The sequence below is a fragment of the Rhodococcus sovatensis genome, from assembly GCF_037327425.1.
GTDB classification, from domain to species: Bacteria; Actinomycetota; Actinomycetes; order Mycobacteriales; family Mycobacteriaceae; genus Rhodococcoides; species Rhodococcoides sovatense.
Genome location: NZ_CP147846.1, coordinates 165,697 through 189,908 on the forward strand (window position 1 = coordinate 165,697; position 24,212 = coordinate 189,908).

Below are 24,212 nucleotides of genomic sequence, written 5' to 3' on the forward strand. Positions count from 1 at the left end.
CAGGATGCCAGCTCTACCAGCGAAAACGGGCCCGAGACGCCTTACTGGCCGGTGCCGAGAGCGACGGTGGCGTGCAGCCGGTCGAGTACGGTGCTGATGAAGGTCGCCATGCCGGCGTTGCCGTCAACGCAGCGGTGGATACCGATGAGGATCGCCGACCCGGAGGGGGCGACCACGAAGACCGGCGCGCCGGAGTCGTTGCCCTGCGTGACGGCCTCAGTACGGATGTTGTAGCCGTCGGCGCTGATCAAGCGGCTGCATACGACACCCGAGCGGGCGCCGTTGATGCAGACGGGGTCTCCCGGCTGGACGAGGTTCGGCACGTCCGCATTGGCCATGATCCCGGCGACGGGCCATCGACCGGCGATGCGGCTGGCGTCGGCAGCGGCGGGGGCCCAGATGATCGCGGAGTCGTTGGCCGCGTCGGCGTCAACGGCGGACTCCACGTTGCCCATCAGTGCCTGCGGACCGAGAGCGTCGCTGGTCTGCGAGAGGTACGCCGGGGTGGAGGCCTTCCCTGATGTGCAGTGCCCAGCTGTGATGAAGCCACTGCGGCCGTCGCTGCTGCGTACAGCGGGTCCGAGGGTGCAGAATCGTGACTGCTTGCCGATGTTGCGGTAGCCGAACCCGATGCCGACTTTCGATGAGCGCCGTCAGGTCCATCCGCTCATCCCGGAAGCTGATCGAGCGGATGCCTGGGCGACAGCGATGTCACTTCGGTGGGGACACTCGAGGGTCGGATTTCGTATTTCCGAGACCCGCCTGTTCGTCGCTTGTCGAAAAACCGTCGACAGATGACTCTTGTTGCCATCGGCGAACTTTGCCACGCGCAGATGCTGGTACGACCGCCCCGGCGCTAGGCTGACCGGGTGGACGTGATCGATCAGGCACAGCAGGACTTGTCTCGTGGGGACCACGGTGGTGCGCGCGACCGACTGTACGCAGCATTGCGTCGTGAGCCTGCGTCGCAACCGATACTCGAGTTGCTTGCCTACACATACCTGGTGATGGGGGACCGTGCCTCGGCAGGGGCGGCATGGTTCCTGACCGGCAAATCCGACGACGATCCCACGGCAGCGTCCGCGTTCGCGGCATTGGAGGCGCGCCATGGGTCTGCGATCGGTGTTGCGCGGGCACTGCCGATCAACGCCCCGTCGGAGTACTACCCAACGCACGCCAGGAACCGCCTCGAACGGCTGACGACGGCGATTCGCAACAACGGGCAGGACTGGGTTCCCCCGAGGGACACCGTCTACTTCGACGAAACAGGAGTCGACTCGGACGACTTCCTCGACGAGGACTTCCCGGACGGCAGCTCCGGGCCTGGCGGACGCTCGGTGCATCAACGCGTCGTAGCGGCGCTCATCATCCTCGCGATCGCAGCGACTTCGGCTTCGGTAGTGTTGGCAATCGTGTTTTCGTAGACGAATGGTCCGATTGTCAGATGCAAGCGTAAGGTTTCGACAGACAATATTCTGCTAGTGGCAAGGGCAGCACCATCGACGACACCCGGCGTGACGACAGCTACGGCGACGAGCTGTACGCGGTGAACCTCGCACAGGCACGGCTGTTCGCAGCTGGGCTGGCCGAGTACATAGAGACGTGCACGGCATCGATCGAGATTGCTCAAGCACGAGCATTCCGCGCACGTGCCGACAAGGCTGCGAAACGAGCGAAGGAACTGGATTCGGAAGCGGCCACCCTGCGCCGTGAGCTTTATGACATGTACCGGCAGATCGACAACATGACAGCTCGCTTCCCTGAACTACGCGGAGATACTGTCTTCCGCACGTGACTCAAGACTCTGCTGGCTTCGCACGAACATGCATTCGTTCACCCTGCGGACCGAACAGGCTCAGTATCTCGACAGGCCGTTCGTCGACGGAGCCGAACCAATGCGGCACGCGGGTATCGAATTCGGCGGCCTCCCCAGGCTTCATGACGATGTCATGCTCACCGAGCACGAGACGCAGCCTGCCGTTGAGGACGTACAGCCATTCGTAGCCCTCGTGGACGCGCGGGTCTGGTTCACTACGTCCTCCGTCGACGACGATCTTGTACGCCTGCATACCGCCGGGTCGACGCGTGAGCGGGTGGATGGTGACCTGATCGCGTCGAACCGGATTCGACTTCACGCGGGGGTCTTCGACCGGCGGAGCGCTGATCAGTTCGTCGAGGGGTATCTGATGTGCACGCGCGATGGGGAGTAGCAACTCCAGGCTCGGCTTCCGGTCCCCGGACTCCAGTCGCGAAAGGGTGCTGAGCGAGATGCCGGTCGTCTCGGCCAGCGATGCCAGCGTCGTTCCGCGTTCGGTCCGTAGGCTACGGAGTCTGGGACCGACTCCAGCAATGACGTCATCGATGTTCGGATCGGCGGTACTCATCCATACATTGCAGTTTCGGCAAACTAATTTGTCAAGTTACTCGATCGCTGATCAAGTTCGGACAAACTCGAGTGCGCACCGTGGTTGACGCCCATACTTGAGCGGTGACCAGGGAAATTACCGCGACGCACGTCCCGGTTCGCCGCTCGCGTGTGCTTCGTGATGCATATGGCAGTACCAGTGCCGAAGCCTTCATGATCATCGCCGTCGCAACGATTCTCGTCACTCGCTTGTATCTCGAACTTACCAACTATCCGCAGGTGGGTGGCAAGACGCTGCACATCGCGCATGCACTCTACGGCGGGGCGCTGATGATGCTGGCGCTACTGCTCGGATGGATGTTCCTCGGGTTCGGGGTGCGAGCGCTCGCCGTCGTGCTCGGTGGCATCGGTTTCGGTCTGTTCCTCGACGAGGTCGGCAAGTTCGTCACCAAGGACAACGACTACTTCTACGGGCCGTCGTCGGAGATCATGTACATCCTGGTGGTCGTCGTCCTCGTCGGTAATCGCATCGTCCGCGACGCCAGACGGCCCTCGCAGGAGGAGACTCTGGCCAACGCAGCGCATATCGCGGCGCAGGGCGTCACGCACGGGCTTCCCGAGCATCGACGAGCCTGGGCGCTACGGATGGTCGATCGTGCCGAGGCCGAGGGCGCCGAACCGCAAACCGTCGCAGGTCTACGGTTACTACTCGAGAACTGCAGATCCGGCAGTTCTCGCCTGTACGACGCACAGAAGTTCGCTCCACGTTTGATTCCGCGTTTCTTCAAGAGTCCTCGATGGGTGCCGCTCGTCTCCTGGGCCATGACGCTCGCGGCATTCGTCGGCGTCGTGTTCGGCATTGTGGAATTGGTGTTGGGCGACCTCCATGTGGATACGACCGACACCACGATCGATATCGACGGAATGGGAATCGCGAGCGGAATTCTGTTCGTATCGTCCTGTCTCACTCTGTCATTGGCGCTTCCTTCGGTCATCCGACTTCGAAGCGGCAAGTTGTGGCCGCTTCGAACGCTGCGAATCGCGGCGCTGATCTTCACCTTGCTGAACGCACTGGTGGATTTCGCTCAGGAGGGATTCCTCGCCTTGATAAGCGTGGCAATCGGATTGTTCACGCTGGCAGTGCTGTCACATCGAATCGATGTTCGTACCGTCGAGATCGCCGAGAACAATGCAGCGCACGGCGATGTGCTGTCCATGCCTAAATAGGGAGACGAAGCCGTCTGTCACTCTCGAAGCGACGTCGTTCTCCGCTGAACGGATCACGAAACTCGATCGATCGCGCCAGGAGCTGCAGCGGCGTCGAGTAGTCGTCTCCAGCCACGTCGTAGAACTCCGGGTAGAAGTTGTCTCCCAGAATGGGAATGCCGAGCGAATTCATGTGCACCCGGAGCTGGTGTGTGCGTCCGGTTCTCGGGTGCAACGTGTACATCCCGTGTCGCCCATCGTGCTCGGACAGCTCCAGAAAGGTCTCCGCATTGGGTTCACCCGGCACTTCTTCGGCGCGAAGTACGCCACGCTCCTTGATCATTCGGCTGCGCAGCGTGACAGGCAGCGACAGATTCGGTTCGTAACGCGCGACTGCGTCGTACACCTTGGTGACAGCCCGCTCGGCGAAAAGTTCCTGGTAGGCGCGTCGAACCTCGCGGCGCACCGTGAACATCAGGACACCTGCAGTGAGCCGATCGAGGCGATGTACCGGACTGAGCTCGGGCAGATCCAACTCCCGGCGGAGTACCACCAGAGCCGACCGTGCGATGTATGCCCCTCGCGGCATCGTGGCGAGAAAGTGCGGTTTGTCGACGACCAACAGGTTCTCGTCTCGATGAAGGACCGGGGTCGCGAACGGCACAACCGGCTCGACGGGGGGATCACGATAGAGATAGATGTCGGCGCGCGGAACGATCGGCGACGCCACTGCCAGCGGAGTTCCCGACGAATCGAAAATTTCCCCCAGGTCCATCTTCTCTCGCAGCCGAGCGGAATCCTGCGGAAATCTGTCGACGAGGTAATCCAGGATCGTCCCGAACTGCGACGCGTCGGGCATGCGTATGCGGGTGGGTCCGAGACCGTCGCGGAGAGGAAGGGGAGCACGGACCATGGCCTCACTCTAATGATGCCTCAGTAGGTGTTCAGGCCCGCTTCAGTCCGGAAGCGCTAGGCTTTCCAGCATGACACCGGATCGCCGTTGGACCGCGAAAGACCTCGGCGATCTGACGGGTCGAAAATTCATCGTCACCGGTGCCAACAGTGGACTCGGTGAGGTGACTGCCCGGGCGCTCGGGGGCGCCGGGGCTGATGTCCTTCTGGCCTGTCGGGACACGGCCAAGGGCGATGCGGTGGCTCGTAGCATCGGTCCCAGAGCACATGTGCGACGACTGGATCTGGCGGATCTGGAATCGGTTCGATCGTTCGCGAGCACCGTGGACTCGGTCGACGTGTTGATCAACAATGCCGGCGTCATGGCCGTGCCGTTTCGACGCACGGCCGACGGATTCGAGATGCAATTCGGTACCAACCATCTCGGGCACTTCGCGCTGACGGGTCTGCTGGCGAGCAAGGTCACCGATCGTGTCGTGACACTGTCCAGTGGATTGCATCAGATCGGGCGTATTCACCTCGACGATCCGAACTACGAGCGCCGGTCCTATCGCCGTTGGCCGGCGTACGGACAGTCCAAACTGGCCAATCTGATGTTCGCTCTCGAGTTCGATCGACGACTGGCTGCGGTGGGTTCGGAGTTGAAATCGGTTGCAGCGCATCCTGGCTACGCTCGAACGAATCTGCAGGGGCGGACCGAGTCGTTTCAGGACACTGTGATGGCCATTGGCGGAAAGATGCTTGCACAGAGCGCTGAGATGGGTGCGCTGCCCGAGTTGTACGCAGCCACTTCACCCGAGGTGACCAGCGGGTTGTATATCGGCCCGGACGGGCGATCCGAACTGAGCGACTATCCCACCATCGTCGGCCCGAGTTCGCGTGCGAGGGACCGCGCGGTCGCGTCCGCGCTGTGGAGCAAGTCCGAGGAACTTACCGGTGTGCGCTTCGCGCCCGTCGGTGGGTAGTGACGTCGGGACATCACTACCCACCGACGGGACTACCCACTGACGGGTCGTTCACGGGTCAGATCGAGACGACCATTTTTCCGGTGTTCTCGCCGCGGAGCAAACCGATGAATGCGCTTGGAGCGTTCTCGAGACCGTCGACGACGGTCTCGTCCCACTCGATGACGCCGTCGGCCAACCACTGGGCCATCTTCTCGGAGAACTCGCCGGCAAGGTGGCTGTACGACCCGACGATGAAGCCTTTCAGCGTCAACTCCTTGCCGATGGCCAAGGCCAGATTGCGTGGAGCAGGTGTCGGCTCGGTGGCGTTGTACTGAGAGATCGCGCCGCACAGCGCGAACCGTGCGTACTTGTTCGCGGACGCGATCGCAGCTTCGAGGTGGTCACCGCCCACATTGTCGAAGTAGACGTCGATTCCGTCGGGGGCGGCCTGTGCCAGTTGCTCTTTCACGGATCCATCGTGGTAGTCGAACGCCGCGTCGAAGCCGAGCTCGAGCAAACGTGCTACTTTCGCGGGCGAGCCAGCGCTGCCGATGACGCGTGCGGCGCCGAGAGCCTTGGCGATCTGGCCGACAAGCGATCCGACCGCTCCAGCCGCGCCGGACACGAAGACGGTGTCGCCTGCCTTGAACTGCGCGACATCTGTCAGACCGGAATAGGCAGTGAGGCCGGTCATTCCGAGTGCGCCGAGGTACGCCGACGCTTTCGCACGAGACAGATCCACCGTTCGCGCACCTTTTCCGTCGACGACGGCGATGTCGCGCCAACCCTTCCCGTGGCTGACTGCGTCGCCGACCGAGAACGCATCGTTGCGAGTCTCGATGACCTCTCCGACGGCTCCACCGTCGAGCGGTGCGTCGAGTGCGAATGGGGGAACATAGGATTTGACGTCGTTCATGCGGCCGCGCATGTAGGGATCGACGGACATGACGATGTTCCGCACCAGAATCTGGCCGTCATTCAGGGATGGCAGTTCAGTGGCGACGGTGCGGAAGTTGTCCGATACCGGTTCGCCATTGGGGCGCGATGCGAGATGAATTTCCTTGGCTTGCACAGTTGGAACCTCTTTCTAGTCGTCGGTGACGGTGACGGTGACGTCGATGTTGCCGCGGGTGGCGTTGGAATACGGGCACACCTGGTGTGCCTGGTCGGCAAGTGCCTGGGCCTCGTCGTGAGCGAGATTGGGCAGCGTGACTTCGAGGGTGACCTCGAGCTGGAAACCGCCGGCATCGTTGGGGCCGATGCCGACACGTGCGCCGACTGCAGAATCGGTGATGTCGGCCTTCGCCTGGCGAGCGACGAGCTGCAGTGCCGAATGGAAGCATGCTGCATAGCCGGCGGCGAAGAGCTGCTCGGGATTGGTACCTTGGCCGCTGCCGCCCATTGCCTCGGGGATCGCGAGGTCGAGATCGAGTCGTCCGTCGGAGGTGCGTGCGTGGCCGTTGCGGCCTTCGCCGGTAGCCAGTGCTTCGGCGGTGTAGATGGTTTTCATGTGAGTGACTGCCCTTCTGTGTCGTGTAGCGCGCCGGTCAGCTTGACCAGCGAGTCTCGGAGATGTTCCAGGTCTTCGACCGTCATGCCGGTCTTGTGAGCGAGCTGTCTGGGGATGTCGAGTGCCTCGGACCGTAGTGCGCTTCCGGACTCCGTCAGGTGAATTTCGACCCGGCGTTCGTCCGATGTGAGACGGCGACGCTCGATGAAACCGAGTCCTTCGAGTCGCTTGAGCAGCGGTGACAGTGTGCCGGTGTCGAGTTCGAGTTCGGCACAGATCTCGCGGACACCGCGCCCGTCCTTTTCCCACAGCACCAGGAGCACGAGGTACTGGGGGTAGGTGACGCCGAGACGCTCGAGCATCGGGCGATACACCGCGGTGGTTGCCCGCGATGCGGAGTACAGCGCGAAGCACACCTGGCGATCGAGTGCGAGTTCGTTGGTCACCTCAGGAACAGTAGTGCACATTTAAGTTGTGCGCAACCTATTTGGGAAAGCCGGTGCGTGCGACTGCGCACGCACCGGGGGTCAGCTCGTCAACGACTCGGACAGTCCGTCGAGCACGATGGTCGCGGCGGTCGGGCCCGCGTTGAGGTACCAGGGATCGTCGTCGACCGTCACGATGTGCCCCTCGGTCGAGCTGCTCATTCCGGTCCACAGTGGATTGGTCGTGTATGTCTCGGCGCGCGAGCCTGTCTCGGACGTCTGACTGCCGACGAAAACCCAGTCGGCGTTTGCCAATTGGATCTCTTCTTCGCTGAAGTCCTGCGAGGTTTTGTCGAACTGCTGGCTTTCGGGTCGAGCGAGACCTGCATCCCAGGCGATGTATCCGGCGAACGACGGGACTCCGAACACGCGGGCTCGGTCGGCGGTGAATCGGACGAACGAAACAGTCGGCTTGGCGGTACTGACCTCCTGGCCCAGATCCTTTGCTCGCGTGACGAAGTCGTCGATGAACGACTGCGCTTGTTCGGTGCGGCCGAGGGCATCTGCCAGGAGTAGGAAGTCCTGCTTCCAGTTCACGCCCGTCCCCTCGGTGAGTACGGTCGGTGCAATAGCGGACAGCGTGTCGTAGCTGTCCTCGGATGCTGCCTTGTTGGCAAGAATGAGGTCTGGTTCCAGTTGTGCGATCGCTTCGAGATTCGGGGCCTGGCGACTACCTACGTCGACCAAGCCGGCGAGTTCGTCGCTGTACTGCGGAAATTCTCGAGTGATGTAGTCAGGGACGAGTGCTGCCCCATCGCCGTAAGCAACGCCGGTCGGCACGACTCCCAGTGTCAGTACCGCGTCGAGTTGCCCGGTGGCGATGACGACTACACGCTTCGGTTCGGCGGGGATTTCGGTGCTGCCTCCGAAGTGGCCGACGGTACGGGGGAATACGCCGTCGTCGACGCCGGGCGAGCCCATGCCGTCGGGAATCCCGGTGGGCCCGGGGGATTGGGCTACCGCTTCGACGGTGGTCGTCGTGACAGATTCGTCGGCGGGTGCATCTCCGGAACTGCACGAGGTCACGAGTGCGGCTGTGGCGATGAGGGAAAAGACGATCGATGTTCGTTTCACGGGGCCTCTTGAATCGGAATCGTGCTGAAGGTAAGGGAACGCTATCCTGCGCGGGATGGATAAACAATATCTGTGACAGATATAGTTCTGTGTCATGAGCCACCCGGACGAAGGCATTGCACGTGGTCTGCTCGATGCAGCGTTCGATCTTCGTCGCGTCCTCCGTGCGCATCTCGACGAATCCGGTACCGACGAGACGCTGCCTCTCGCTCAGGCAGAGGTCGTTCGCACCGTCGCAGTGTTTCCCGACAGCCGGATCGGCGATATCGCTTCGCGTCTGAAGCTTCGCCCGAACACGGTCAGCACGCTCGTGCGGACCTTGGTCGACAAGGGTTTGCTCGATCGGCTTCCCGATCCGGCGGACGGGCGTGCCGTCGTGCTGCGGGTGAACGACGAACGTGCTGCCCGACGGGCGCGTCGAACGGACCGTCGGGCGGAAGTGCTTGCCGCCGAGATCGGGAAGCTGTCGGCTGCCGAGCGTCGGGCAGTGGAAAAGGCGCTGCCGACGCTGGTGAAGTTGAACGATGCCCTCCGGGCATAGTGGCACGGTTAAGTGCACTCCCGGACACTCGAGCGTGCCACTGGGGCCGGAGGCCCTCGGTCGGGAAGGCGTGCTACCGTCGTGCCCATGCAGCGCGCATATTTTTGGTTTAGCAGGCCGGCCCCGGGTGGGTCAGCCAGCGACGCCATGCGCTGAAGCCCCCACCCCACGAGCCGGATACAGACCGGCTCGACGTGCGCGTGGAGCTCTGCGAGAGCCGGTCTGAGAAAGTAGACAACTTCTCATGACTATCGACATCACCCCCATGGACACAGATCTCGACGATCAGCGCACCATCAGCATCAGTCCGCTCGTGGCGCCGTCGTTGCTGCGCCGTGAACATGCGGCCGACGACGCGGTATCCGCGACAGTTCGCCGCGGCCGCGACGGTGTCGTCGACATCCTCGACGGCCGCGACGACCGCCTGATCGTCATCGTCGGACCATGCTCGGTGCACGACACCGCTGCGGCCATGGACTACGCGCGCAGGCTCGCGGAGAAGGCCGCCGAGCTGGGCGATCGCCTCCACATCGTCATGCGTGTCTACTTCGAGAAGCCGCGTACGACGCTGGGTTGGAAGGGCCTGATCAACGACCCTCACCTCGACGGCTCGTTCGATATCAACGAGGGGCTGCGCGTGGGGCGCCAGCTACTCGTCGACATCTCCGCGCTCGGTCTGCCGGTGGGGTGCGAGTTCCTCGACCCGATCACACCGCAATACATCGCCGACCTGGTCAGCTACGGCGCCATCGGTGCTCGCACCGCAGCCAGCCAAGTACACCGGCAGCTTTGCAGCGCACTGTCGATGCCGGTCGGAATCAAGAACTCGACCGAGGGTGACGTCCAGGTCGCGGTCGACGGAACCCGCGCGGCGGCGTCGAGCCACGTGTTCCCGGGTACCGATCTCGACGGCCAGGCGGCCTTGATTCGGACCACGGGCAACCCCGACTGCCACGTCATCCTGCGTGGCGGAACCGACGGGCCGAACTACGACGCCGACTCGGTCGCCGACACCGTCGCCCGGCTGCGGAAGTCGTCGCTGCCCGAACGTGTCGTCATCGACGCCAGCCATGGCAACAGTCGCAAGGACCACAACAAGCAGGTCGACGTGGTCACCGACTTGTCCGCGCGTATCGCAGCGGGCGAGCACGGAATCGTCGGCGTCATGCTCGAGAGTTTCATCGAAGCAGGTCGCCAGGACTTGACCCTCGGGCACAAGGACGAGCTCACCTACGGGCAGTCCATCACCGACGCGTGCCTCGACTGGTCCACCACTGCAACGCAACTCGACGCTCTCGCCGCAGCAGTGGAGGGGCGCAGGGCCTAACGTACTCCGCGCGGCCGGAACTGCACGCTCACGCGTGGGCCGGTCGCGCGGGTGCTCTTGGGAACGGCATGTTCCCAGGTTCGCTGACACGAACCGCCCATGACGATCAGATCTCCGTGTCCGAGGGTGAACTTGAGTGACGGCCCACCTCCTCGCGGCCTGAGCATCAATTGCCTTGTAGCGCCGAGGGATACGATGGCCACCATCGTATCTTCGGTGGCGCTTCGGCCGATGTTGTCGCCGTGCCACGCGACGCTGTCGGATCCGTTTCGGTAGTAGCACAGACCGGCGGTGGCGAACTCCTCGCCGAGTTCTTGGCGGTAGTGCGCGTCGAGTGCCGTCTTGGCGTCGATCAAGGCAGCATTCGGCCACCGTTCGGTCTCGGAGTAGAACCTGACGAGCCGTGGAACATCGACGACTCGGTCGTACATCTGACGTCGCTCTGCGCGCCAGTCGACGTCTCCGACGAGTCGATCGAACAGGTCCACCGAACTTGCCCATCCGGGCCGCACGTCCACCCAGGCGCCGCGGCTGAGTTCGCGTCGGGTGACCGATGCGCCCAGGTGTCCGAGGTCCGAGTCCTCGTCGGTGAACAACGAACCCTGCACCTCGATACTCATGCCGGTGAGTCTAGCGCCATTCGAACGTATGTTCCAGTAGTTGAATGCAGGGTAGGCAACCCTTGTTTATGTGCTACCTTTGCGCGTCTCGATCCGAACCCGGAGGTCGCCGCTCATGAAGAACGCCACAGTGCTGCGTCGTACGACATTGCTGATGGCCGCGCTGTCCACTGCTGTCGCATTGGTCGGATGCGGTTCCGGCCCCGCAGAGGACGCGTCGGCGACGACGAGTACAGCGGGTTCCGGGGATACTTTCCCGGTCACCATCGAGTCGACACTCGGAAGCGCGACGATCGAGTCGGCTCCGACACGAATTGCTACTTGGGGCTGGTCCAACCAGGACGCCCTGCTCGCGCTCGGTGTCGTTCCGGCGGCGATGCCCTCGTTCGTGGGGGAGACCTACGGCGCCGACGCGGAGGGCGTACTGACCTGGGACAGGCAGACTCTCGACGATCTCGGTGCCCCAACGCCGACTCTGTTCGAGGGTGACGGCACCGGTGAGGTTCCGGTCGAGAAGTTCGCGGAGGTAGCGCCGGACGTCATCTTTGCTCCCTACTCGGGCATCACCCAGGAAGAGTTCGACGCGCTGTCGGAGATCGCCCCCGTCGTCGCCTACCCGGATCAGCCATGGACAGCATCGTGGGAGGAACAGCTCACCATTGCGGGGCAGGTTCTCGGCAAGCAGTCCGATGCAGCCGCACTCGTGGACGCGACCGAGCAGGAGATCGCCGACGTCGCCGCGGAATATCCTGCGTTGAAAGGGAAAACGATCACCCTCACGCTCCCGAGTGGGCCTGGAGTGTTCTCGGTGAGCAAGAGCCACGACGTTCGAATCGAATTCCTCGAGCAGCTGGGCTTGGTCAACGAGGAGTCGATCCAGGAGGCCGATCCGAAGAAGGACGACGACGCCGTCTACTTCGAACTGAGTTACGAGCAGGCTCCGCTGATCGCGTCCGATCTGATGTTCGTCGTCGCGTACGACAAGCCCTCGCTCGCCGCGTTCCTCGCCGAACCCCTCGTCGCCGAACAGCCCGTCGTATCCGGAGGCCGCACCGCTTCCACCGAGTCGTTCACCGCGGACAAGAACTTCGCGTTCGGTGGGCTCACGGTCCTGACGATTCCGTACATCCTCGACGACGTCGCTGCCGCGTTGAACACCGCAGCGGAGAATGTCGGCTGACTCCCGACGATATGTCGGTGTCGGGTTCTATCGTGTCCCCATGGGCTACGACATTCAGGTTGCGATCGACAGCGAGAATCCTCACCAGCAGGCGAAGTGGTGGGCAGCAGCTCTGCACTGGCAGGTCGAGCCGTCCGACAGCGACTTCATCCAGGGCCTCGTTCAGGCCGGTCATGCCAGCGAGGAAGACACCCTCGTATTCGACGGCCAGCTCGTCTGGAAGATGGGAGCTGCCATCACGGACCCGGAAAGACCCGGGAGTCCGCGGGTGTTGTTCCAGACGGTGCCGGAGTCCAAGACAGTCAAGAACCGGCTGCACTTCGATATCCGGGTCGGCGACGAACGGGAGGCCGTCGCGCAACAACTGGTCGACGCGGGTGCCGCAGTTCTGCATCGTGGGCAGGTCGGCCCGAGTACGTGGATCACGATGACCGACCCGGAGGGCAACGAGTTCTGTGTGAGCTAGGAGTGACGACAGCGGGCGGGAGAATCCTCGGCGCATTCCAACTGTCGAATCTCAGCCGTTCCCGACATCCTCGGTTGTTCGGCTTCTACTCAAATGCCATCCGACTGCTGCCAGTAGCACGCCCACCAGGCCGAACACGACCTGCAGAATGCTGAACTCGCGAATGACAGCTATTTGCCCGACGATCCACACGATGAGAAGGACCCCTGCAGTCATCGTGATCAGGGACGCCCGAGGAATGGCGCTCCAGAGCGCCAAAGCTGCAGCCGTCGTCGGCACTCCCACCACGAGTGCAAGAGCGACACCTGCAAGGACGATGCTGTTCCACGGCAAGCGTTGTGGGACTTCAGTGCCCAAGTCGGTACCGCCACCGATGAGTCCGATCGCTCCGGTGAACGCGAGAACTCCGGTCACGGCGGCCGCCACCGCCGCGATGTTCGACCAGATGCTATTGGTGATTCGTGGTGACCGTGCGTTGGTGTGTGTTGTTTGCATTGCCCCTCCTCGTCGATGACTGATCCGTCTATCACTCAACGGCAACGGCGAGGGCGCCCAATAGGGTCGTTCGACTCCCCAATCTGTGACCGTCGACCGCGGCCCACGATCATCCGTCGCGTGCACACTTACTTCATGCCGGACACGTCGTCGAATCTTGTGATCGGAATCGAAGAGGTGGGGGCCCGCCAATGGTGGAAGGCCCTACTCGCGACGCTCAGCTCGCAGTCAGGTGCTGCGTACATGCGCTTCGTCGGAGTGGTCGGAAAGGAACCGAGGTACTTCAGCGCAACGTTCCCGGTACCTCGAACCTGGGGCTTCCTTTCGCCACGGGACGAGTGGGCGGCCGACATGCGGCAGAGCCTGCGCGAGATCGAAAAGCAGGTCGAGAACGACGGGTGGCGTCTACTGAGCCGTTCCGAGGACCCCTGGAGGCTCGAGTACACGAGGGAAGATAATCAGTTCCCCTACGAGGTCTAGCGGTAGGCACCCGGCGTTCGGCCGGTCCACCGTTTGAACGCCCGTCGAAACGCCGACGGTTCAGAAAACCCGAGTCTGCTGGAGATATCGTCGACGGAATCCCCTCGACTCAACCCTGATACGGCCGCGTCCAGCATCACTTCTTCGCGAATCTGGTTGACCGACGTCCCTTCCTGGCGCAACAGGCGTCGAAGATGCGCAGTACTGACCGACAGCATCTCGGCCATCTCGACGGTACCCGGAGCCCCGCCGTGCAGCCCGAGCTCCAATGCCCGACGAACCTGCGACGATGCAGTGCTGTCGTAATCTCGGGCAGTGAACAGTAGATTCGGCGACTCGCGGAGGTAGTCCGCCAACGTCTCTTCGGTCTGAACTATCGGTGCGCGCATCGCAGCGTTGTCGAATTCGAGCACCGCTGCAGGCGCACCGTAGGTGACATGGGTGCCGAACATTCGGTCGTAGAGTTTTCCCGTTGCGGGATCGCCGAGTTCGTACGGTAGCTCCACGGAATGGAGTTTCACCCTGCCACCGATCAGCCACGCAGCGAAACGGTGGACGAGGACCATCCGGAAGTCGGTGAGCAGTTGGCCTGCCACTTCCCGTGCACTGTCGGGTAGGTGGCTGTTGTCCGCAGGTGGAATGGTCAATCGCGTCGACTTCTCGCCGCGAGTGATCAGCATCGGCGGCATCCCCGACAGCACTCGCGTCGTCTCCGACATCCGTTCCATGGCTGCGGCCAGATCCGGACTGTGAATGAGCGTCAGACAGATGACCCGAAAGCTCCCACGGCGCATGGGCGTCGAGGACAATCCGAACAACTCGTCGTCGGTGAGTTGCCAGGTAGCCTGGGTGAACAACGTGACTTGCTTTGCGGTGAGCCGAGAGTGGGGATCTTTCAATGTCTCTGGACCGATGCCGGCGATCGACAGCGGATAGGACAGGTCGACGCCACCACTGGCGGCGAGCGAGACTGCTTTGACGACGAAGTCGACGGGGATCGTTCTGGCTGTCATCGGCCCGCGGCGAGTGTGTGCAGCCTGTCGGCTGCCTCATTCAGGACTTCGTCCTTCTTGCAGAAAGCGAAGCGTACCAATGTCTTCCACGGTGCCGGATGATCGACGAAGGCTGCCACCGGTACGGCGGCGACGCCGATTCGGTGCGGTAGCGATCGGCAGAATTCGACCGCGTCGCTCTCGCCGAGAGGTGCGACGTCGGCGCACACGAAATACGTTCCGCTGCTGGACTTCACGTCGAATCCGGCTTCGGACAGCACCGTGGACAGGAGATCGCGTTTGGCCTGGAGACCGGACCGCAGTGCATTCACCCATTCGGCCTCGTGGATGAGTGCGTGCGCCACCGCGGGTTGGAACGGGGTTCCGCCGACGAACGTCATGAATTGTTTCGCGGCGCGGACCGCATCGATCAAATCGGCTGGACCGAGCGCCCAGCCGGTCTTCCAACCAGTGGCGTTGAACGTCTTCGCCGCGCTGGACACAGTGACGGTTCGCTCGAACATGCCGGGGAGGGTGGCAATGGGTACGTGGGTGGAGCCGTCGAAGACGAGGCGTTCGTAGACCTCGTCGGTGAGGACGAGCAGGTCGTGTTCGCAGGCGATCTCGGCGATTCGGACGAGTTCGTCGCGCGTCATGACCATCCCGGTCGGATTGTGTGGCGAGTTGACGACCAACAGTTTCGTCCGTGGAGTGATCGCCTGCTCGAGAGCGTCGAGATCGACGGCAAAGCCCGAACCGTCCGGGGCCAGTGGCACAGTCGTGCGCCTGGCGCAGGCAAGCGCGACCGCTGCGGCGTAGGAGTCGTAGTACGGCTCGATCAGCAGAACCTCCTCACCCGGTTCGACGAGCCCGAGGATGGTCGCGGCGATTGCCTCGGTGGCACCGACGGTGACGAGAACTTGATCTGCGGGGTCGTACTCGATGCCGTGGTTGCGGCTGCGATCGGCGGCGATGGCCTCGCGCAACACCGGCATACCGGGGCCAGGGGCGTACTGGTTGAGCCCGCCGGCGATGGCGTCCTTCGCTGCCGTGAGCATCGACGCAGGGCCGTCCGTGTCGGGGAATCCCTGGCCGAGATTGACCGCGCCTGTTGCGACGGCGAGTGCTGTCATCTCGGCGAAGATCGTCGATCCGAAGGGTCGTAGACGTTCGACAGTTCGGCTCTGATGCTCCGCGGACATTCTTGCAGCGTAGCTGGTGTCACATTTCCGACCGGCAGCTCGTCGAAGAGAGTAGATGTCCTACTACTTTCGGGAGAACTCATGTCGCGCATACCACCGGTCGCTCCGTCCGACGCTGGAATTCTGGTCCGCCTTGCATACCGCGCCGCCGCCAAGATGGTCGGTGAAGTGCCCGAGCCTTTCGCGGTGTTCGCGCACCATCCGAAGCTGTTTTTCACCTCCCTCACGCAAGAATTCGCGGCCGACAAAGCGTCGACGACGCTGCCTCCCAGCGTTCGGGAGCTCGCCGTCTACCGGGTCGCGTGGACGCTCGGCTGCTCGTGGTGTGTGGATTTCGGAACGATGATCCAACGACTCGACGGCCTCGATGTCGACAGGTTGAAAGAGATCGGTGACTACGAGACGTCGCCGAAGTACACCGACGACGAGCGAGCAGCCATCGCCTATGCCGATGCCATGACTGCCACGCCGGATTCCGTATCCGACGCTCAGGTCGCCGATCTGGAACAACGGTTCGGCCGCGCAGGCGTCGTCGAGCTGACCTTCCAGATCGGCCTGGAGAACATGCGCGCTCGAATCAACTCGTCACTAGGCATCACCGAACAGGGCTTCAGCTCAGGTGATGCGTGTCGCGTGCCATGGGAAAGTGCAGACGCTCGGCTCACTCCGCAGGCCGAGCATCCAGCTCAGCGCTGACGCCTCCGAGCTTGGCAGGGTTCGCGAAGTCGTACGACGCCCACACCAGCCCGTCGCGGACGGTGAAGCCGCCGGCGCGGGCGGGGAAGCTTCGCTGTCCGACAAGACCACGGGAGTAGTAACCGAGCTGGCCGTTCACCGACGCCGGCGACATCGACGTCAATGACTCCGGACCGTACATCGACACCAGGCCGAGGTAGAACCGAGCACACTTGCTCGGGCCGCGTACCACCTGCGCCGCTGTGCGAGTGGTGCCGCCGCTGTCGCCGATCATCCGGCAGTCCGGATGCAGAGCGGCAAGAACGCGGTCGAGGTCACCGCTCGCCATCGCCGTCATGAGTCGGGTGACCGCCTCGTCGTGCTCGGTATCGGGGACCGCAGCAGGCGTCGCGTCGACCTGCTTACGGGCACGCGACGCCAGCTGGCGGGCTGCGGCGGGGGACACGTCGAGAATGGACGCCACGTCGTCGAAGGGCACGGCGAAGCCGTCGTGCAGCACGAAAGCCACGCGCTGGGCGGGTGTGAGTGTGTCGAGTACGACGAGGGCTGCGAGTCTGCTGTCCTCCCGCTGTACGACGACGTCGAGCGGATCCGATGGCGGAGCGTTCCACGCCGACACGACCGGTTCCGGAAGCCATTGGCCGACATAGCTTTCCCGCCGTGACGCTGCCGACTTCAGCCGGTCGAGGCAGATCCGCGCGACGACGGTGGTGAGCCACGCACGCAGGTCCACAATCGATTCGGCCTCGGAAGCGGACAGTCTGAGCCAGCTTTCCTGTGCTGCATCCTCGGCGTCGGCGACACTTCCGGTGACGCGGTAACCGACCGCGAGGAGATGGCTTCGGTGCGACTGAAACAGTTGGGCGAGCGAGCCTGTGCTCATGGTCGCACAGTCTATGCCTGCCGCATCGGTAGAATTCGGAGCATGCGATTCGGACTGTTCATTCCCCAAGGCTGGCGACTCGACCTGGTCGGTATCGACCCTGCAGAGCAGTGGGGGGTGATGCGGGATCTCGCTACTGCAGCCGATTCCGGTCCGTGGGAGTCCCTCTGGGTGTACGACCACTTCCACACCGTTCCGGAACCGACCGAGGAGGCGACGCACGAGGCCTGGACGCTGATGTCGGCATTCGCGGCGTCGACGTCGCGCATTCGTCTCGGACAGATGTGCACTGCGATGGCGTATCGCAATCCTGCATACCTGGCCAAGGTCGCTGCGACGGTGGACCTCATCTCCGGTGGACGCGTCGAGATGGGCATCGGTGCCGGTTGGTACGAGCACGAATGGCGCGCATACGGCTACGGTTTTCCCTCCGGTGGGCAGAGGCTGGGTGCGCTCGACGAAGGCGTGCAGATCTTCAAGCAGGCGTGGGAGACCGGCTCGGCTACTCTCGATGGCAAGTACTACCAGGTCGACGGTGCTCGCGTCTGGCCGAAGCCGTTGCAGGAGAACGGTATTCCCCTGTGGATCGCCGGAGGCGGCGAGAAGGTGACGTTGAAGATAGCGGCCAAGTACGCCGACTACACCAACTTCGACGGCACACTGGAAGGATTCACCCACAAGTCGGAGCTGCTGCGAGGGCACTGCGAGACCGTCGGTCGCGACTTCGGTGCGATCGTTCGTTCGGCCAACTACAACGTGGCGATCGGGTCCACCGAAGCGGAGGTCGAGGATCGGTTGAAGCAGCTGCAGGACCGGCTCACGACGTACGTCGGCGCCGAGAAGGCAGAGGGTGCGCTGGGTGCGTTTCGCGGGCTACCGGGCGTCGGGACCCCGGAACAGATCGTAGAAAACCTCACCGCGCTGAAGAACGAAGGCCTCGAGTACGGCATCTTCTACTTCCCGGAAGCCGCCTACGACCGGACCGGCATCGAACTCTTCGAGCGGGAAGTCATCCCTGCCCTGAGCTGATCGACGTGGGCGCGGGCTACCTAAGGTCGTCGGGAAGGTCGTGCGGGTCGACCAGCAGTTGCTGATTGTCGGCCTCACGAACCTTCTCCGACAGACCGATATTCGCCACCAGCAGCGACCATTCCGCCTCGCTGATTTCAGCGGTTGCGCGCTCGATAACCGACATGTCCGTCGTCCCCCACGCGATCGGCATGGGCGATACCATCTGCCAGCTGTCGCTGATCGTGTTCTTGGTGCGGTCGGACAGGACCGAGATCGACGGAACCAACTCACCTTCGACCAACTCGTGGCCGGGGAGCGATCTGATGCTTCGCGTGACGAGGGCGTAATGCGGAGAATCTGCCTCGGGTTTGGCGATGTCGATCAGCGCCAGCAGAGTGACGCCGCGGGCGCGTGTCTCGGCTATGACCGCCGGAACCAGGCTCCCTTTCTTGTACAGATCTTCGACGGTGCCGACCTTTCGCGGCGCCCACACCGTGACCCACAGTGAGGTTGCCGCGGTGATCACGAACACCGCGCCCAGAATGTAAGACCACGGGTGCGCAAGCCAGAAGAACCACGCTGCCGCAGCGATCAACACCACCGCAGTGACGATGGCCGAGACGCGCAGCCGCCGAACATCGGCCATCGTCTCGTTCACCGATTTGGCGTGGGCTACATCGACAGGGAACTGGAATCGGCGCACATGCCCATTAGTAGCACGCACGCCACGTGGCATGTGACACTCCGCAGCTCAGATGGCCGGTCCGAGCATGTCGTCGGCATCGGTGATGCGGTAGGCGTAACCCTGCTCGGCCAGGAATCGCTGACGGTGCGCCGCGTACTCGGCATCGAGTGTGTCCCTGGACACGACCGAGTAGAAATGGGCCTGCCCGCCGTCGTGCTTGGGCCGTAGGAGCCGTCCTAGTCGCTGAGCTTCCTCCTGTCGCGAACCGAACGTTCCCGAAACCTGCACCGCCACGGATGCTTCCGGAAGATCGATGGAGAAGTTTGCGACCTTGCTGACGACGAGCGTCTGGATCTCGCCCCGCCGGAAGGCGTCGAACAGTACTTCGCGTTCCTTGTTCTTCGTCGAACCTTGAATGACCGGAGCATTCAATGCCTCACCCAGCTCGTCCAGTTGGTCGAGGTACGCGCCGATGACCAGTGTCGGAGCATCCTCGTGCCTGGCCAGAATCGACTTCACGACGGCGACCTTGGTGTGAGCGGTCGAGCAGAGCTTGTAGCGCTCCTCCGGCTCGGACACTGCGTAGGCCATCCGCTCGGCGTCGGTCAACGTGACGCGTACTTCGATGCACTCGGCGGGCGCGATCCAACCCTGCGCTTCGATGTCCTTCCACGGCGCGTCGTAGCGCTTGGGCCCGATGAGAGAGAAGACGTCGCCTTCGCGGCCGTCCTCTCGTACGAGGGTCGCGGTAAGACCGAGGCGGCGGCGCGATTGGAGATCGGCCGTCATGCGGAACACGGGTGCGGGGAGGAGGTGCACCTCGTCGTAGATCACCAATCCCCAGTCTCGGGAGTCGAACAATTCCAGGTGCTTGTACTCACCCTTGGTCCGACGAGTGATGACCTGATACGTGGCAATTGTCACAGGTCGGATCTCCTTGCGCTCACCCGAATACTCGCCGATCTCCTCCTCGGTGAGCGAGGTCCGCGCAATGAGTTCGCGTTTCCACTGGCGTCCAGCGACGGTATTGGTGACAAGAATCAGCGTCGTCGCTTTCGCCTTGGCCATGGCAGCGGCGCCGACCATCGTCTTGCCCGCGCCACACGGAAGCACCACGACACCGGAGCCACCGGCCCAGAACGAGTCCGCGGCCATCTCCTGGTAGTCGCGCAGCGTCCACTTGGCGCCCTCGGTGTCGAGTTCGATCGGGTGTGCTTCACCGTCGACGTAACCGGCGAGGTCCTCGGCGGGCCAGCCGATCTTGAGCAGCATCTGCTTGAGGTGCCCGCGCTCGCTCGGATGAACGATGACAGTGTCCTCGTCGACCATGGCGCCGAGCATCGGAGCGATCTTCTTGTGCCGCATGACCTCGGTGAGGACCGCACGATCGAGGCTGATCAGCGACAGTCCGTGCACCGGACTCTTCACCAGCTGCAGTCGTCCGTAGCGGGCCATGGTGTCCACGATGTCCACGAGCAGCGGCTGCGGAACTGCGTAGCGTGAGTAGTTCACGAGGGCATCGACGACCTGTTCGGCGTCGTGTCCGGCGGCGCGAGCGTTCCACAGGGCAAGCGGCGTGATGCGGTACGTGTGGACGTGCTCGGGGGCGCGTTCGAGCTCGGCGAACGGGGCGATCGCGCCGCGCGCTTCACCGGCAAGGGCATGGTCGATCTCGAGCAACAGCGTCTTGTCGGACTGGACGATCAAAGGTCCGTCGGTCACTTGTTCCTCCTAGAGCACTTCTGGACGCACGTGAAAGTGCGCAACTTCTCCATTGTCCAGACTTCGGGCCAGTAGCGCCATGTGCGCACGAGTCGCTCCGCTCTAGTGGCATGAATAAGTGCACCAGGGTGCACTCAACCATGTCACTGCGGCGGAGCCGCCCATGCCGAATTTCAGGCGGAGCCGCGTCAGTCGACCAGGGCGACCGAGGTGATTCGATGCAGCGTGAATCGCCGGATCTCGCCGGTCGCCGGATCGAAGGCTTCCAGCTGCCCGCCACCCATTCCGACGGGGTCGACGACGCGTTGCGACGCCGTGCCCTGTGCATCGACGTAGCCGATGGTGACGCTGCGACGTACCTTCAACGCCGTCTGCAGCAATGCCAACGTTGCGGTGCCGGTGGCACGCGTTCCGTCGGAACGGACAGCTTGCCCGCCGGCAGTCGACGCCCGTTCACCCGCCCGCAATTCGGTGACGAGGCGTCCGAGCTGTTCGTCGGTCGGTACGGCTGGACTACGGAAGTGGGCACGCGAGCGCCGGACAGCGACCCGCGCGCCGCGGCTCCGCAGGTCCACTATGGCGCCGTTCGCGTCCTCGCCTGCGGGGGCGAAGCCCGCCGCGCCGAGAACATTCATTACTTCCGCGAGAGATGCTTGTGAGATGGCGACCGTCGGCGCCAATGCCCGCAGCGCCAACTGTTCCGCAGCGCTCGAGGTCAGGACCTCGGCCAGCAGTGCCGGATCTTCGCATCGTACGAAGGACGACGCGATGCCCGCCCGCAATCGGCCGTGGCGGCGGGCGACGTCGTCGATGAGGTAGCTGAGCCCCTGCGGAACCGGGGTTCGTGAATGTGTCCCGAACAGTGAGTGCAGCTCAGCTGCGCTCAGCCCGACATCGAGAGCGCGGCGAAGACTGTCCTCGGTGATGCGATACACCGTCGCTGCGCCTGCCGATTCGACGTCGGCGACGAGCCCGATTCGGTCGTGCAGGTCTGGCTCCAGCGGCCCTGGCGCGACGAGTGTCAGGTCGGCCTGCAGCAGCACGTAGTCGATCGGCGTCGGGAGTGCGTCGCGCATCGCGGCCTCGGCGTCGCCCCCGTGCAGTAGTGCTTTGCCCGGTGTCGACAGAGCACCGCGCGCGACGATGCCGAGAGTGGTGGCCTCGTCGAGCATCTTCTCCACTGGGCGTAGCCCGAAGCGTGCAGCAGACCGTGGCCGCCGCCACGCCAGTCCACGTGAGACGTCGGTCGGGGTCGTCGCCGTACCCGAACTCAATTCGGCAAGATATTCGAGGATGGTCCGACGATCGCGAGGCGCGGCGGGAGACCGCACTTCCTCGGACAGCGCAGCGACGGGTTTGTCGTTGGGATCGCGCATGCCGATCAACCATGGCGCTCGCTGAAGATCGAGCCATGCCGATGCGATCGCGTGCCAGCGTGCGGCCGGAGTTGCGGTGATCCAGGAGTCGACCGCAGCAGTCGGTGCCCAATAGTCGTCGCCGGAATCGTTCGACGGCACCGGGTCGGGAGTTCCGCTCGCGATCAACGATGCGCCTGCCAGCAGCTCGAGAAGCAGGCTCACCTGAGCCTCGTCCAGACCGGTGGCCTTGCTGATGCGCTTCGCCTCGCGCACGCCGAGACCGCCGGCTTTCAGAGCGGGAGCCGGGCTGACCGCCAGCGCATCGATGATCGCTGCGCAGTGTCGAATCAACTCGAGTGCTTCGCCTGCGGCGGCCGCGTTGATGTCGGCGAGAGCGTTCTTGGTCGCCTGTGGCTTGGGCGGTGTCATCGACGTAGGGTCCGAGATCGGTTCGCCGCGCAGCGCCTGGCCGACCTGAGCGGGAAGTTCGACGGTCTGCTCGTCGAGCCAGATCAGCAGGCCCGCCTGCAAGAGCTTTTGGACGGGCCGGTCGGGTGAGGTGCCCGGCGCGGCGTCGCGTGTGCGGCCGGTAGGCGACGAGCGGGCGAGCGTGGAGAGCAGCTTGCGCGAGCTCTCGTCGATTCCGGTCAGCGCCTCGGTGATGCGCTCCGGGGTCAGGACCTCGGTGGAGTCGAGGATGCGGCCGATCCGCCACGGCACCGCATCACGAGCAGCGGGCGTCATGCGGAGCGAGCGGGTACCCCACACGAGTGCACGCTCGCGAAGCGCGGTCAGCGCCTTGTCGACGGCTTTGACGCTTGCGCGCTTGTCGATGGCAGCGTCGAGTTGCGTGCGTGGCACTGGCATCTCGTGGGCGCCCTCGATGGCGAGCAGCTCGAGAACCGTCAGGGCAAGGGTGTCCAAAGTGTCGGCGCTTCGGAGAATCGAGGCACGCTGCTCGGCTCGTCCGGCGAGTACAGCGATGGTCGACGGCGGCGGCACGGTCAGGTCCGGGCGCAGCGTGAGGGTGCCGACGAGTTCGGTATCGGTACGGGACTTCAACCAGGTGGCGAGGTCCGGTGGCGCTGCTGTTTCGGTCATCGCCTATCAGATTAGTGACCTGGGCTGGCGGATGCCGCAGCGCAGGTGTCAAAATAGGCGCATGGTGAACAAGTCGAAGAAGCCCTACGTCGATCCAGGCTGGCCGGAAACCGCACGCGGCGACCACGCGGTGAGTGAGTTGGCCTCCTCACGCTCGGGAGGCTTGTCTCCTTACGGCGAGGACACCGAGTTCCCGCTGCCTTTGGACGAGTTGCCGTATGCCCACCCCGTGACCGTCGTCAATCGCTAGAACTACCCCACATCTGAAACTTCTCCACAACGAAGAAGGCCCCCGAGTGATCGGGGGCCTTCTTCGTAGTGACGTAGGACTTTACTGAGGCAGGAATGCCTTGTTCGCCTGGTAGAACTCGACCAACTGGGGATCGAGCTGGATGCCCTGGGTCGCGTCCTTGATCAGCGTGGCGATCTGCGGGTCGTTGGTGATCGTCTGAACTGCGCCGGTGATGCCGTCGATGACCTCGGCGGTGCCGTCGACCGTCGGGATGCTGGTGAGGTCAGGAAGCTTCGGTGCCTCGGGAGCAGTCTCCGGCGACGCCGGGACACTGCGCTCGGAAGGCGCGCTGCTGAGCCCGAGGCTCGACGAGCAGGAAGGCCATGCGCCCCAGCCCTGCGACGCGAGCACCTTCTCGGCGACAGCGATCTGCTCTTCGCGGCTGGCCTGGTTGGCAGAGGCGGCGTACTGCCCGCCGCCGTGCGAGGTCCAGGTGCTCGGCGAGAACTGCAGGCCGCCCTGGAAACCGTTGCCGGTGTTGATGCCCCAGTTGCCGCCGGCTTCGCACTGTGCGAGGCGGTCCCAGTCGGAATCAGGGGCAGCGCTGGCGGTGCCGGTGAAGGCCAGACCTGCTGTGCCCATGATCGCGCCGGTCACGGCGACCTTGGCTACGGTGCGGCCGGTGGTGGTCGGCTTGCGATGACGTCCGCTCATACGAGTTG

The 24,212-nt window shown here is 63.6% G+C and carries 28 protein-coding genes; 12 read left to right on the forward strand and 16 right to left on the reverse strand.

Translation table 11 applies throughout. The features are described 5' to 3' along the window. Positions 1–41: 41 nt before the first annotated feature. A complete protein-coding gene (locus WDS16_RS00650; RefSeq protein WP_338889729.1) occupies positions 42–455 on the reverse strand; it encodes a hypothetical protein in 414 nt (137 codons plus the stop codon). Positions 456–869: 414 nt separating this feature from the next. Here WDS16_RS00650 and WDS16_RS00655 point away from each other — a divergent pair, with 414 nt between their 5' ends. Both WDS16_RS00655 and WDS16_RS00660 read left to right on the forward strand, forming a co-directional pair. Further along, positions 870–1,424: a DUF6584 family protein gene (locus tag WDS16_RS00655; protein ID WP_338889731.1), complete on the forward strand. Its 555-nt coding sequence runs from the start codon at positions 870–872 to the stop codon at positions 1,422–1,424. 122 nt (positions 1,425–1,546) lie between these two features. After that, positions 1,547–1,795: a hypothetical protein gene (locus WDS16_RS00660; RefSeq protein ID WP_338889732.1), complete on the forward strand. Its 249-nt coding sequence runs from the start codon at positions 1,547–1,549 to the stop codon at positions 1,793–1,795. Position 1,796: 1 nt separating this feature from the next. Here WDS16_RS00660 and WDS16_RS00665 read toward each other — a convergent pair whose 3' ends face one another. Next, positions 1,797–2,384 carry an XRE family transcriptional regulator gene (locus WDS16_RS00665; RefSeq protein WP_338889734.1) on the reverse strand — a complete coding sequence of 196 codons (588 nt, stop codon included), beginning with the start codon at positions 2,382–2,384 and terminating at the stop codon, positions 1,797–1,799. 194 nt (positions 2,385–2,578) lie between these two features. Here WDS16_RS00665 and WDS16_RS00670 point away from each other — a divergent pair, with 194 nt between their 5' ends. After that, positions 2,579–3,592, forward strand: coding sequence for a hypothetical protein (locus tag WDS16_RS00670; protein ID WP_422395875.1), 1,014 nt, complete (start codon positions 2,579–2,581; stop codon positions 3,590–3,592). On the opposite strand, the gene WDS16_RS00675 is transcribed toward WDS16_RS00670, so the two are convergent. After that, positions 3,585–4,484 carry a pseudouridine synthase gene (locus tag WDS16_RS00675; protein ID WP_338889738.1) on the reverse strand — a complete coding sequence of 300 codons (900 nt, stop codon included), beginning with the start codon at positions 4,482–4,484 and terminating at the stop codon, positions 3,585–3,587. The two genes, WDS16_RS00670 and WDS16_RS00675, sit on opposite strands and share 8 nt — an antisense overlap. A 70-nt stretch (positions 4,485–4,554) precedes the next feature. On the opposite strand from WDS16_RS00675, the gene WDS16_RS00680 reads away from it, so the two are divergent. Then, positions 4,555–5,448, forward strand: coding sequence for an oxidoreductase (locus tag WDS16_RS00680; protein ID WP_338889739.1), 894 nt, complete (start codon positions 4,555–4,557; stop codon positions 5,446–5,448). 58 nt (positions 5,449–5,506) lie between these two features. On the opposite strand, the gene WDS16_RS00685 is transcribed toward WDS16_RS00680, so the two are convergent. The 4 genes from WDS16_RS00685 to WDS16_RS00700 form a co-directional block, all read right to left on the reverse strand. Then, the gene (locus WDS16_RS00685; protein WP_338889741.1) at positions 5,507–6,502 is read right to left on the reverse strand and encodes an NADP-dependent oxidoreductase; all 996 of its coding nucleotides are present in this window, start codon (positions 6,500–6,502) and stop codon (positions 5,507–5,509) included. Positions 6,503–6,517: 15 nt separating this feature from the next. Further along, on the reverse strand, positions 6,518–6,940 hold the full coding sequence (locus WDS16_RS00690) for an organic hydroperoxide resistance protein (protein WP_338889742.1): 423 nt from the start codon (positions 6,938–6,940) through the stop codon (positions 6,518–6,520). After that, entirely contained in the window at positions 6,937–7,386 is a 450-nt protein-coding gene (locus tag WDS16_RS00695) for a MarR family transcriptional regulator (protein WP_338889743.1), read from the reverse strand. The genes WDS16_RS00690 and WDS16_RS00695 overlap by 4 nt, the downstream gene beginning before the upstream one ends. A gap of 81 nt (positions 7,387–7,467) precedes the next feature. After that, complete coding sequence (locus tag WDS16_RS00700; RefSeq protein ID WP_338889744.1) at positions 7,468–8,499, reverse strand: iron-siderophore ABC transporter substrate-binding protein; 1,032 nt, start codon at positions 8,497–8,499, stop codon at positions 7,468–7,470. Between the two features lie 94 nt (positions 8,500–8,593). On the opposite strand from WDS16_RS00700, the gene WDS16_RS00705 reads away from it, so the two are divergent. Both WDS16_RS00705 and WDS16_RS00710 read left to right on the forward strand, forming a co-directional pair. Further along, a complete protein-coding gene (locus WDS16_RS00705; protein ID WP_338889745.1) occupies positions 8,594–9,040 on the forward strand; it encodes a MarR family winged helix-turn-helix transcriptional regulator in 447 nt (148 codons plus the stop codon). A 244-nt stretch (positions 9,041–9,284) separates the two neighbouring features. Further along, a complete protein-coding gene (locus WDS16_RS00710) occupies positions 9,285–10,367 on the forward strand; it encodes a 3-deoxy-7-phosphoheptulonate synthase (protein WP_338889746.1) in 1,083 nt (360 codons plus the stop codon). On the opposite strand, the gene WDS16_RS00715 is transcribed toward WDS16_RS00710, so the two are convergent. Continuing rightward, complete coding sequence (locus tag WDS16_RS00715) at positions 10,364–10,987, reverse strand: alpha-ketoglutarate-dependent dioxygenase AlkB (RefSeq protein ID WP_338889747.1); 624 nt, start codon at positions 10,985–10,987, stop codon at positions 10,364–10,366. The two genes, WDS16_RS00710 and WDS16_RS00715, sit on opposite strands and share 4 nt — an antisense overlap. Before the next feature lie 115 nt (positions 10,988–11,102). Here WDS16_RS00715 and WDS16_RS00720 point away from each other — a divergent pair, with 115 nt between their 5' ends. Continuing rightward, positions 11,103–12,167: an ABC transporter substrate-binding protein gene (locus WDS16_RS00720; RefSeq protein ID WP_338889748.1), complete on the forward strand. Its 1,065-nt coding sequence runs from the start codon at positions 11,103–11,105 to the stop codon at positions 12,165–12,167. A gap of 40 nt (positions 12,168–12,207) precedes the next feature. Continuing rightward, positions 12,208–12,633, forward strand: coding sequence for a VOC family protein (locus WDS16_RS00725; RefSeq protein ID WP_338889749.1), 426 nt, complete (start codon positions 12,208–12,210; stop codon positions 12,631–12,633). A gap of 51 nt (positions 12,634–12,684) precedes the next feature. Here the strand turns inward: WDS16_RS00725 and WDS16_RS00730 are convergent, their stop codons facing one another. Beyond that, the gene (locus tag WDS16_RS00730) at positions 12,685–13,128 is read right to left on the reverse strand and encodes a hypothetical protein (RefSeq protein WP_338889751.1); all 444 of its coding nucleotides are present in this window, start codon (positions 13,126–13,128) and stop codon (positions 12,685–12,687) included. Positions 13,129–13,248: 120 nt separating this feature from the next. On the opposite strand from WDS16_RS00730, the gene WDS16_RS00735 reads away from it, so the two are divergent. Next, positions 13,249–13,608 (forward strand): hypothetical protein, encoded by a 360-nt coding sequence (locus tag WDS16_RS00735; protein ID WP_338889752.1) that lies wholly within the window; start codon positions 13,249–13,251, stop codon positions 13,606–13,608. Here WDS16_RS00735 and WDS16_RS00740 read toward each other — a convergent pair. Next, the gene (locus WDS16_RS00740; RefSeq protein ID WP_338889753.1) at positions 13,605–14,621 is read right to left on the reverse strand and encodes an AraC family transcriptional regulator; all 1,017 of its coding nucleotides are present in this window, start codon (positions 14,619–14,621) and stop codon (positions 13,605–13,607) included. The genes WDS16_RS00735 and WDS16_RS00740 overlap by 4 nt on opposite strands. Beyond that, positions 14,618–15,802, reverse strand: coding sequence for a pyridoxal phosphate-dependent aminotransferase (locus WDS16_RS00745; protein ID WP_338889755.1), 1,185 nt, complete (start codon positions 15,800–15,802; stop codon positions 14,618–14,620). The genes WDS16_RS00740 and WDS16_RS00745 overlap by 4 nt, the downstream gene beginning before the upstream one ends. A gap of 81 nt (positions 15,803–15,883) precedes the next feature. Between WDS16_RS00745 and WDS16_RS00750 the strand changes: the two genes are divergently transcribed. Next, complete coding sequence (locus WDS16_RS00750) at positions 15,884–16,498, forward strand: carboxymuconolactone decarboxylase family protein (protein WP_338889756.1); 615 nt, start codon at positions 15,884–15,886, stop codon at positions 16,496–16,498. Here WDS16_RS00750 and WDS16_RS00755 read toward each other — a convergent pair. Continuing rightward, positions 16,464–17,381 (reverse strand): sigma-70 family RNA polymerase sigma factor, encoded by a 918-nt coding sequence (locus WDS16_RS00755; RefSeq protein ID WP_338889757.1) that lies wholly within the window; start codon positions 17,379–17,381, stop codon positions 16,464–16,466. The two genes, WDS16_RS00750 and WDS16_RS00755, sit on opposite strands and share 35 nt — an antisense overlap. 42 nt (positions 17,382–17,423) lie before the next feature. Between WDS16_RS00755 and WDS16_RS00760 the strand changes: the two genes are divergently transcribed. Then, on the forward strand, positions 17,424–18,410 hold the full coding sequence (locus WDS16_RS00760) for an LLM class F420-dependent oxidoreductase (protein ID WP_338889758.1): 987 nt from the start codon (positions 17,424–17,426) through the stop codon (positions 18,408–18,410). A gap of 16 nt (positions 18,411–18,426) precedes the next feature. Here WDS16_RS00760 and WDS16_RS00765 read toward each other — a convergent pair whose 3' ends face one another. The 3 genes from WDS16_RS00765 to WDS16_RS00775 all read right to left on the reverse strand — a co-directional run bounded on the left by WDS16_RS00765 (position 18,427) and on the right by WDS16_RS00775 (position 23,258). Continuing rightward, positions 18,427–19,095: a DUF3239 domain-containing protein gene (locus WDS16_RS00765; protein WP_338893640.1), complete on the reverse strand. Its 669-nt coding sequence runs from the start codon at positions 19,093–19,095 to the stop codon at positions 18,427–18,429. Positions 19,096–19,143: 48 nt separating this feature from the next. Continuing rightward, positions 19,144–20,799, reverse strand: a complete 1,656-nt coding sequence (locus WDS16_RS00770) for a DNA repair helicase XPB (protein WP_338889759.1) — start codon at positions 20,797–20,799, stop codon at positions 19,144–19,146. Between the two features lie 188 nt (positions 20,800–20,987). Next, the gene (locus tag WDS16_RS00775) at positions 20,988–23,258 is read right to left on the reverse strand and encodes a helicase-associated domain-containing protein (RefSeq protein ID WP_338889761.1); all 2,271 of its coding nucleotides are present in this window, start codon (positions 23,256–23,258) and stop codon (positions 20,988–20,990) included. A 61-nt stretch (positions 23,259–23,319) separates the two neighbouring features. On the opposite strand from WDS16_RS00775, the gene WDS16_RS00780 reads away from it, so the two are divergent. After that, positions 23,320–23,508 carry a hypothetical protein gene (locus WDS16_RS00780; RefSeq protein ID WP_338889763.1) on the forward strand — a complete coding sequence of 63 codons (189 nt, stop codon included), beginning with the start codon at positions 23,320–23,322 and terminating at the stop codon, positions 23,506–23,508. Between the two features lie 81 nt (positions 23,509–23,589). Here WDS16_RS00780 and WDS16_RS00785 read toward each other — a convergent pair whose 3' ends face one another. Continuing rightward, positions 23,590–24,204, reverse strand: coding sequence for a transglycosylase family protein (locus tag WDS16_RS00785; protein WP_338889764.1), 615 nt, complete (start codon positions 24,202–24,204; stop codon positions 23,590–23,592). Between the last annotated feature and the right edge of the window lie 8 nt (positions 24,205–24,212).